General features: G+C 34.1%; 6 protein-coding genes and 4 pseudogenes. 4 read left to right on the forward strand and 6 right to left on the reverse strand.

All coding sequences use genetic code 11. The features are described from left to right. From DRZ96_RS00795 to DRZ96_RS00820, 6 genes and pseudogenes are all read right to left on the reverse strand, one after another. Positions 1-154 (reverse strand): annotated as a pseudogene (locus DRZ96_RS00795) (ATP-binding cassette domain-containing protein); the annotation flags it as partial. Between the two features lie 10 nt (positions 155-164). Continuing rightward, a pseudogene (pstA, locus tag DRZ96_RS00800) lies at positions 165-1,042 on the reverse strand (phosphate ABC transporter permease PstA). After that, a pseudogene (gene pstC, locus DRZ96_RS12225) lies at positions 1,043-1,937 on the reverse strand (phosphate ABC transporter permease subunit PstC); the annotation flags it as partial. 19 nt (positions 1,938-1,956) lie between these two features. Continuing rightward, positions 1,957-2,865 (reverse strand): substrate-binding domain-containing protein, encoded by a 909-nt coding sequence (locus DRZ96_RS00810; RefSeq protein WP_112889255.1) that lies wholly within the window; start codon positions 2,863-2,865, stop codon positions 1,957-1,959. Positions 2,866-3,083: 218 nt separating this feature from the next. Then, positions 3,084-3,656, reverse strand: a complete 573-nt coding sequence (locus tag DRZ96_RS00815; RefSeq protein ID WP_112889256.1) for a hypothetical protein — start codon at positions 3,654-3,656, stop codon at positions 3,084-3,086. Positions 3,657-3,760: 104 nt separating this feature from the next. After that, positions 3,761-4,021, reverse strand: coding sequence for a copper amine oxidase N-terminal domain-containing protein (locus DRZ96_RS00820; RefSeq protein ID WP_112889257.1), 261 nt, complete (start codon positions 4,019-4,021; stop codon positions 3,761-3,763). Between the two features lie 112 nt (positions 4,022-4,133). Between DRZ96_RS00820 and DRZ96_RS11340 the strand changes: the two genes are divergently transcribed. The 4 genes and pseudogenes from DRZ96_RS11340 (at position 4,134) to pstC (DRZ96_RS00840) (ending at position 7,031) form a co-directional block, all read left to right on the forward strand. After that, positions 4,134-4,244 (forward strand): stalk domain-containing protein, encoded by a 111-nt coding sequence (locus tag DRZ96_RS11340; protein ID WP_256584739.1) that lies wholly within the window; start codon positions 4,134-4,136, stop codon positions 4,242-4,244. Beyond that, positions 4,211-4,978: a hypothetical protein gene (locus tag DRZ96_RS00830; RefSeq protein WP_112889258.1), complete on the forward strand. Its 768-nt coding sequence runs from the start codon at positions 4,211-4,213 to the stop codon at positions 4,976-4,978. Before DRZ96_RS11340 ends, DRZ96_RS00830 begins: the two co-directional genes overlap by 34 nt. 229 nt (positions 4,979-5,207) lie before the next feature. Beyond that, the gene (locus tag DRZ96_RS00835) at positions 5,208-6,116 is read left to right on the forward strand and encodes a substrate-binding domain-containing protein (RefSeq protein ID WP_112889255.1); all 909 of its coding nucleotides are present in this window, start codon (positions 5,208-5,210) and stop codon (positions 6,114-6,116) included. Between the two features lie 120 nt (positions 6,117-6,236). Continuing rightward, positions 6,237-7,031 (forward strand): annotated as a pseudogene (gene pstC, locus DRZ96_RS00840) (phosphate ABC transporter permease subunit PstC). The last annotated feature ends 109 nt before the right edge of the window (positions 7,032-7,140 follow it).

Genomic DNA, 7,140 nt, shown 5'->3' on the forward strand with positions numbered 1-7,140 from the left:
GTCGTTCATCCTATTTAAACATTTTAATAGGGTAGACTTGCCGCAACCTGATGGCCCAATAAAGGAAAGAATTTCTCTTTTCTCTTATGTCTAAGTTTATATTGTGAAGAGCTTGAAAGTCTCCGTAGAAGAGATCAAGATCCTTAACGCTCATTTTGTATTCATTATTCAACCTCACTAAGTTTGTTTGCAAGTTTTGAAGACCAGTTTATTATTAAAACTAAAATCAAGAGGACCATGCCAGTTGCATAGGCTTCTCCAACGTGCTTTCCTTCTGATGAAAGAACGTACATGTGAAGAGCAAGAGTCCTTGATGATGATCTAATAGATGTTGGAAGAGATGTTGCTGTTCCCAGTGTGTACATAAGGGCAGCAGTTTCTCCAACTACACGGCCAACAGATAAAATTATGCCTGATAAAATCCCTGGGATTGCTATAGGAAGTACAACCTTAAAGATTGTCCTAAGCTTACCTGCACCAAGGGCAAGGGAACCTTGTCTCACTGATGGGTGAACTGACTTTAAAGCTTCTTCAGTTGACCTGATAATAATTGGCAAGATCATTATAGAAACTGTTAGAACACCAGAAATTACTGAAAATCCCATTTTTAATTTTAGTCCAAAGAATAACATTCCAAAGAGTCCGTATACAATGGAAGGAATACCTGCAAGAGTTTCTGTTGCAAGTCTTATTGCCTTTACTAGTTTTGTTTTCCACCCTTGTGTACTCAACTAAAAATATTGCAGTAAAAATTCCAATAGGTGATGCCAGTAAAATTGAAAGGACAACTGTTAAAAGTGTTGTACATGGCAGGACCCATGGATAGATTTTCTGTTGAATAGTTAAGAGACAACATACTCGGTCTAAAGGATAGGGCTCCCTTTACTACAACAAATATAACTATAAAGACTAGGACTCCAAGAGTCATAGCTGAAAATAGTCTCGTTGTTATTTTATAAAAGGACATCTTGCCAACAAAGTGAAGTCCAAGAATTGAAATTATAAATAGGGCCAAGAGACCTAGGGCAATTATTTTAGTCATTTTTTCCCTCCTGTTCTTAACTATGAAGAAACTTGTATTTATTATTAAGATAAAAATAAATAGGACTCCTGCTGTTGCTATTAGGGCTTGCCTGTGGTCGCCAGCAAGCGTAAGCCATTTCCAATACAATATTTGTAGTCATAGTTCTAATTCCCTTGAGAGGGTTAAGTGTAAGTCTTGTTTGGTTACCAGCAACAAGGATTACTGCCATAGTTTCACCAATGGCACGACCAATTCCAAGTATAATTCCTGCAAAAATTCCTGATCTTGCAGCAGGTATCATAACTCTTGTTATAGTTTCATCGTGAGATGCCCCAAGAGAAAGTGAGCCTGAGTAATAAGACTTTGGCACAGTTCTAAGTGAAGCTTCTGCCATAGAAATTATTGTTGGTAGGATCATTATTAAAAGCAAGATTGATGCACTTAAAATATTCATCCCATTTCCACCAAAGATAGACTTGTTAATAGGAACAATAATTGTTAGGGCAAAGAAACCATAAACTATTGATGGAATCCCTGTCATTAAATTAAGTCCTGGTTTTAAAATTTTGTAAATTTTTGGGACAATCAAAGGCCAAGTAGGCTGCCACATAATGGCAACTGCACTGCTCCCAAACAAGATAGGGCTGTAATAATTATTGAGCCAAGAATCATGGATAAGATTCCATAAGTTGGCGGTTGATTCATAGGTGCCCAAGAGTCGTTAAATATAAAATCTTCACTCCAACTTACCAAAAAATTCTATTGAATCTTTGAAGATAAAGGTACAAATTAGGAGTAAGAAGAAAATTGAAAAGTACAGAACAAAGTAGGAAGAATACTTAGATACTTCTTCCCACGAAAATGTCCTGGTCCTCTTGTCATCTCGAGGGGCCTTTATATTAATATTTTCCATTTTATTTCCTTTGCATTTTTTATTTTGCAAGTCCTGACCACTCAGTTAATTCTCCAGTAAAGATTTTTTGTAAATCATCCATAGTCACATCTTCACAAGCATTTTCTTTATTTACAATAACTGCGATACCATCTCTTGCAATAACTGTGAAATCAAGAGCATTCTTTTCTTCGTCCTTAAGTTCTCTTGATGCCATACCAATTTGTGCAGTTCCTTCCATTGCAGCAGTCATACCAGCTGATGAACCATTAGATTGGATATCAATCACAACATTAGGGTTCTTTGCCTTGTAAGCTTCAACAAGTTTTTCCATAAGAGGAGTAACAGAAGTTGAACCTGCAACAGTTAATTTTGCATCGCTATCAATTGGTTCATAAGTTTCGCCCTTAGCGTCTCCAACGTAACCTTCTTCTTCACAAATTTTTTGTCCTTCGTCAGACATGATAAATTTAACTAAGTCCATTGATTTTTCATCTACATCTTTTTTGTAAGCTAGGTTAAAAGGTCTAGAAAGCTTATAAGAGTTTGACTTAATGTTTTCTGGAGTAGCTTCAACTCCTTCAACCTTTAGAGCCTTAACATCGTCGTTTAAAGATCCAAGAGAAATGTAACCAATTGAACCTGCATCATTTTGTACAGTAGTAAGAACTGCATCAGTGGAAGATTGAACAGCAGCTTCTTCATAAGTCTTGTCAACTTCCTTGTCGCCTTCCTTAACAAGAACTCCTGTTAGTTCAGTGAAGGCTGATCTTGTACCTGAACCTTGTTCTCTTGATATAACGTTAATTGTTCCAAGATCTTTTCCTTCTGCACCTGCAGCTCCACCAGCATTAGCAGTGGCATTTTCCTTTTTATTTCCTCCACAAGCAACAAGACTTGCACCTAGAGCAAGAACTACAGCAATCTTTCCAAAACTTTTTAACTTCATTAATTTTCATCCTTTCAAACTTAATTTTATTTTTTATTTCATGGTCATTATAATTTTGATTTGTAAATTGCCAAGATGTCTTTTGTAAATTTTATGTAAATTATTTTGATTTTTTTGAAAGGAAAAATTTAATAAATATTCAATCAAAAAAGAGACTCGAGTTAACGAGTCCCTCTAATTTTAAAATTGAGCCTTCAATTTTTATAATTTTAATAATCTTAATACTTGTCTAGGTAATATTTTGCACCAAGCTTATCCCAAGACAATCTTGTATTAGAATTTTCTAAATAATAGATTCCAGCAATCGCATATGAATCTCGACCAGCAAAAAATCCAGTAGATCCATAGGTTTTATGAGATTCTTCTACTACTAAAGCATTTTTATCTTTATCATAATATCCATATTGTTCATCAAAAAATTCAGAGCTTCTGTCTGATGATAATATCGTTCTGTTAGTTAATTTATACCTTCCATTTCCTAAGCTTGTAATATATGTGTAAGTATCAATAGGGTAACTGTTTCCATCTGCACCATAACTACTAGGACCATACCAGGACCCTACAAGGACATCATCTGTAGAAACAACATAATGTTCATCCTTAAGTTGTTTTTCTTTGGCAACATTTGATTCAGTTTTTTTAACATATACAGTTTCTTCCTTTGGTTGAACTGTTGGTTGAGTGTAAGTTGTTTTGTTTGTCTTATAAGTTGTAATATTACCAAGTTTTGATCTTCCACTTGTTCTATAGTTATCAATATCAGTAAATAATAGAGTTAATAAGCTCTCCATACTGTCAGCTTCTAAAATCTTTTCACTGTTTATTGTTAATTTATAAGTAACAATGTTTATTGTGTAGTCAGTAATTACTGGATTAGCACCTTCATAATAATAAACTACCTTGTAATTTTGTTATATACAGGATTATCACCAATATATACTGCTTTATAATCCTTAGAATAATCTACTTTTTCACCAAAAGATTCGGCGATTGCACGAAGAGGTACGAAAGTTCTATCATCTTTGATTTCAGCAGGTGCGTCTAAAGTAAGAACTTTACCATTTACTTTCATCTTGTTTGAGCCAATAGTAAGTTCAACATTTGTGTTACCATTTTTCATTATTACTTTTTTATTGGCACCATCCCACTTTGACATGCAATAGATACCTAGATTCTATGCATGCTATAAGTGGGATGGATGCCAATTAAAAAAGTAATAATGAAAAATGGTAACACAAATGTTGAACTTACTATTGGCTCAAAACAAGATGAAAGTAAATGGTAAAGTTCTTACTTTAGACGCACCTGCTGAAATCAAAGATGATAGAACTTTCGTACCTCTTCGGTGCAATCGCCGGAATCTTTTGGTGAAAAAGTAGATTATTCTAAGGATTATAAAGCAGTATATATTGGTGATAATCCTGTATATAACAAAAATTACAAGGTAGTTTATTATTATGAAGGTGCTAATCCAGTAATTACTGACTACACAATAAACATTGTTACTTATAAATTAACAATAAACAGTGAAAAGATTTTAGAAGCTGACAGTATGGAGAGCTTATTAACTCTATTATTTACTGATATTGATAACTATAGAACAAGTGGAAGATCAAAACTTGGTAATATTACAACTTATAAGACAAACAAAACAACTTACACTCAACCAACAGTTCAACCAAAGGAAGAAACTGTATATGTTAAAAAAACTGAATCAAATGTTGCCAAAGAAAAACAACTTAAGGATGAACATTATGTTGTTTCTACAGATGATGTCCTTGTAGGGTCCTGGTATGGTCCTAGTAGTTATGGTGCAGATGGAAACAGTTACCCTATTGATACTTACACATATATTACAAGCTTAGGAAATGGAAGGTATAAATTAACTAACAGAACGATATTATCATCAGACAGAAGCTCTGAATTTTTTGATGAACAATATGGATATTATGATAAAGATAAAAATGCTTTAGTAGTAGAAGAATCTCATAAAACCTATGGATCTACTGGATTTTTTGCTGGTCGAGATTCATATGCGATTGCTGGAATCTATTATTTAGAAAATTCTAATACAAGATTGTCTTGGGATAAGCTTGGTGCAAATATTACCTAGACAAGTATTAAGATTATTAAAATTATAAAAATTGAAGGCTCAATTTTAAAATTAGAGGGACTCGTTAACTCGAGTCTCTTTTTGATTGAATATTTATTAAATTTTTCCTTTCAAAAAAATCAAAATAATTTACATAAAATTTACAAAAGACATCTTGGCAATTTACAAATCAAAATTATAATGACCATGAAATAAAAAATAAAATTAAGTTTTGAAAGGATGAAAATTAATGAAGTTAAAAAGTTTTGGAAAGATTGCTGTAGTTCTTGCTCTAGGTGCAAGTCTTGTTGCTTGTGGAGGAAATAAAAAGGAAAATGCCACTGCTAATGCTGGTGGAGCTGCAGGTGCAGAAGGAAAAGATCTTGGAACAATTAACGTTATATCAAGAGAACAAGGTTCAGGTACAAGATCAGCCTTCACTGAACTAACAGGAGTTCTTGTTAAGGAAGGCGACAAGGAAGTTGACAAGACTTATGAAGAAGCTGCTGTTCAATCTTCCACTGATGCAGTTCTTACTACTGTACAAAATGATGCAGGTTCAATTGGTTACATTTCTCTTGGATCTTTAAACGACGATGTTAAGGCTCTAAAGGTTGAAGGAGTTGAAGCTACTCCAGAAAACATTAAGTCAAACTCTTATAAGCTTTCTAGACCTTTTAACCTAGCTTACAAAAAAGATGTAGATGAAAAATCAATGGACTTAGTTAAATTTATCATGTCTGACGAAGGACAAAAAATTTGTGAAGAAGAAGGTTACGTTGGAGACGCTAAGGGCGAAACTTATGAACCAATTGATAGCGATGCAAAATTAACTGTTGCAGGTTCAACTTCTGTTACTCCTCTTATGGAAAAACTTGTTGAAGCTTACAAGGCAAAGAACCCTAATGTTGTGATTGATATCCAATCTAATGGTTCATCAGCTGGTATGACTGCTGCAATGGAAGGAACTGCACAAATTGGTATGGCATCAAGAGAACTTAAGGACGAAGAAAAGAATGCTCTTGATTTCACAGTTATTGCAAGAGATGGTATCGCAGTTATTGTAAATAAAGAAAATGCTTGTGAAGATGTGACTATGGATGATTTACAAAAAATCTTTACTGGAGAATTAACTGAGTGGTCAGGACTTGCAAAATAAAAATGCAAAGGAAATAAAATGGAAAATATTATATAAAGGCCCTCGAGATACAAGAGGACCAGGACATTTTCGTGGGAAGAAGTATCTAAGTACTTCTTCCTACTTTGTTCTGTACTTTCAATTTTCTTCTTACTCCTAATTTGTACCTTTATCTTCAAAGATTCAATAGAATTTTTTGGTAAAGTTGGAGTGAAGGATTTATATTAACGACTCTTGGGCACCTATGAATCAACCGCCAACTTATGGAATCTTATCCATGATTCTTGGCTCAATAATTATTACAGCCCTATCTTGTTTGGGAGCAGTGCCAGTTGCCATTATGGTGGCAGCCTACTTGGCCTTTGATTGTCCCAAAAAATTTTACAAAATTTTAAAACCAGGACTTAATTAATGACAGGGATTCCATCAATAGTTTATGGTTTCTTTGCCCTAACAATTATTGTTCCTATTAACAAGTCTATCTTGGTGGAAATGGGATGAATATTTTAAGTGCATCAATCTTGCTTTTAATAATGATCCTACCAACAATAATTTCTATGGCAGAAGCTTCCTTAGAACTGTGCCAAAGTCTTATTACTCAGGCTCACTTTCTCTTGGGGCATCTCACGATGAAACTATAACAAGAGTTATGATACCTGCTGCAAGATCAGGAATTTTTGCAGGAATTATACTTGGAATTGGTCGTGCCATTGGTGAAACTATGGCAGTAATCCTTGTTGCTGGTAACCAAACAAGACTTACACTTAACCTCTCAAGGGAATTAGAACTATGACTACAAATATTGTATTGGAAATGGCTTACGCTGCTGGCGACCACAGGCAAGCCCTAATAGCAACAGCAGGAGTCCTATTTATTTTTATCTTAATAATAAATACAAGTTTCTTCATAGTTAAGAAGGAGGAAAAAAATGACTAAAATAATTGCCCTAGGTCTCTTGGCCCTATTTATAATTTCAATTCTTGGACTTCACTTTGTTGGCAAGATGTCCTTTTATAAAATAACAACGAGACTATTTTCAGCTATG

The organism is Peptoniphilus harei, from assembly GCF_900454685.1.
GTDB lineage: Bacteria > Bacillota > Clostridia > Tissierellales > Peptoniphilaceae > Peptoniphilus_A > Peptoniphilus_A harei.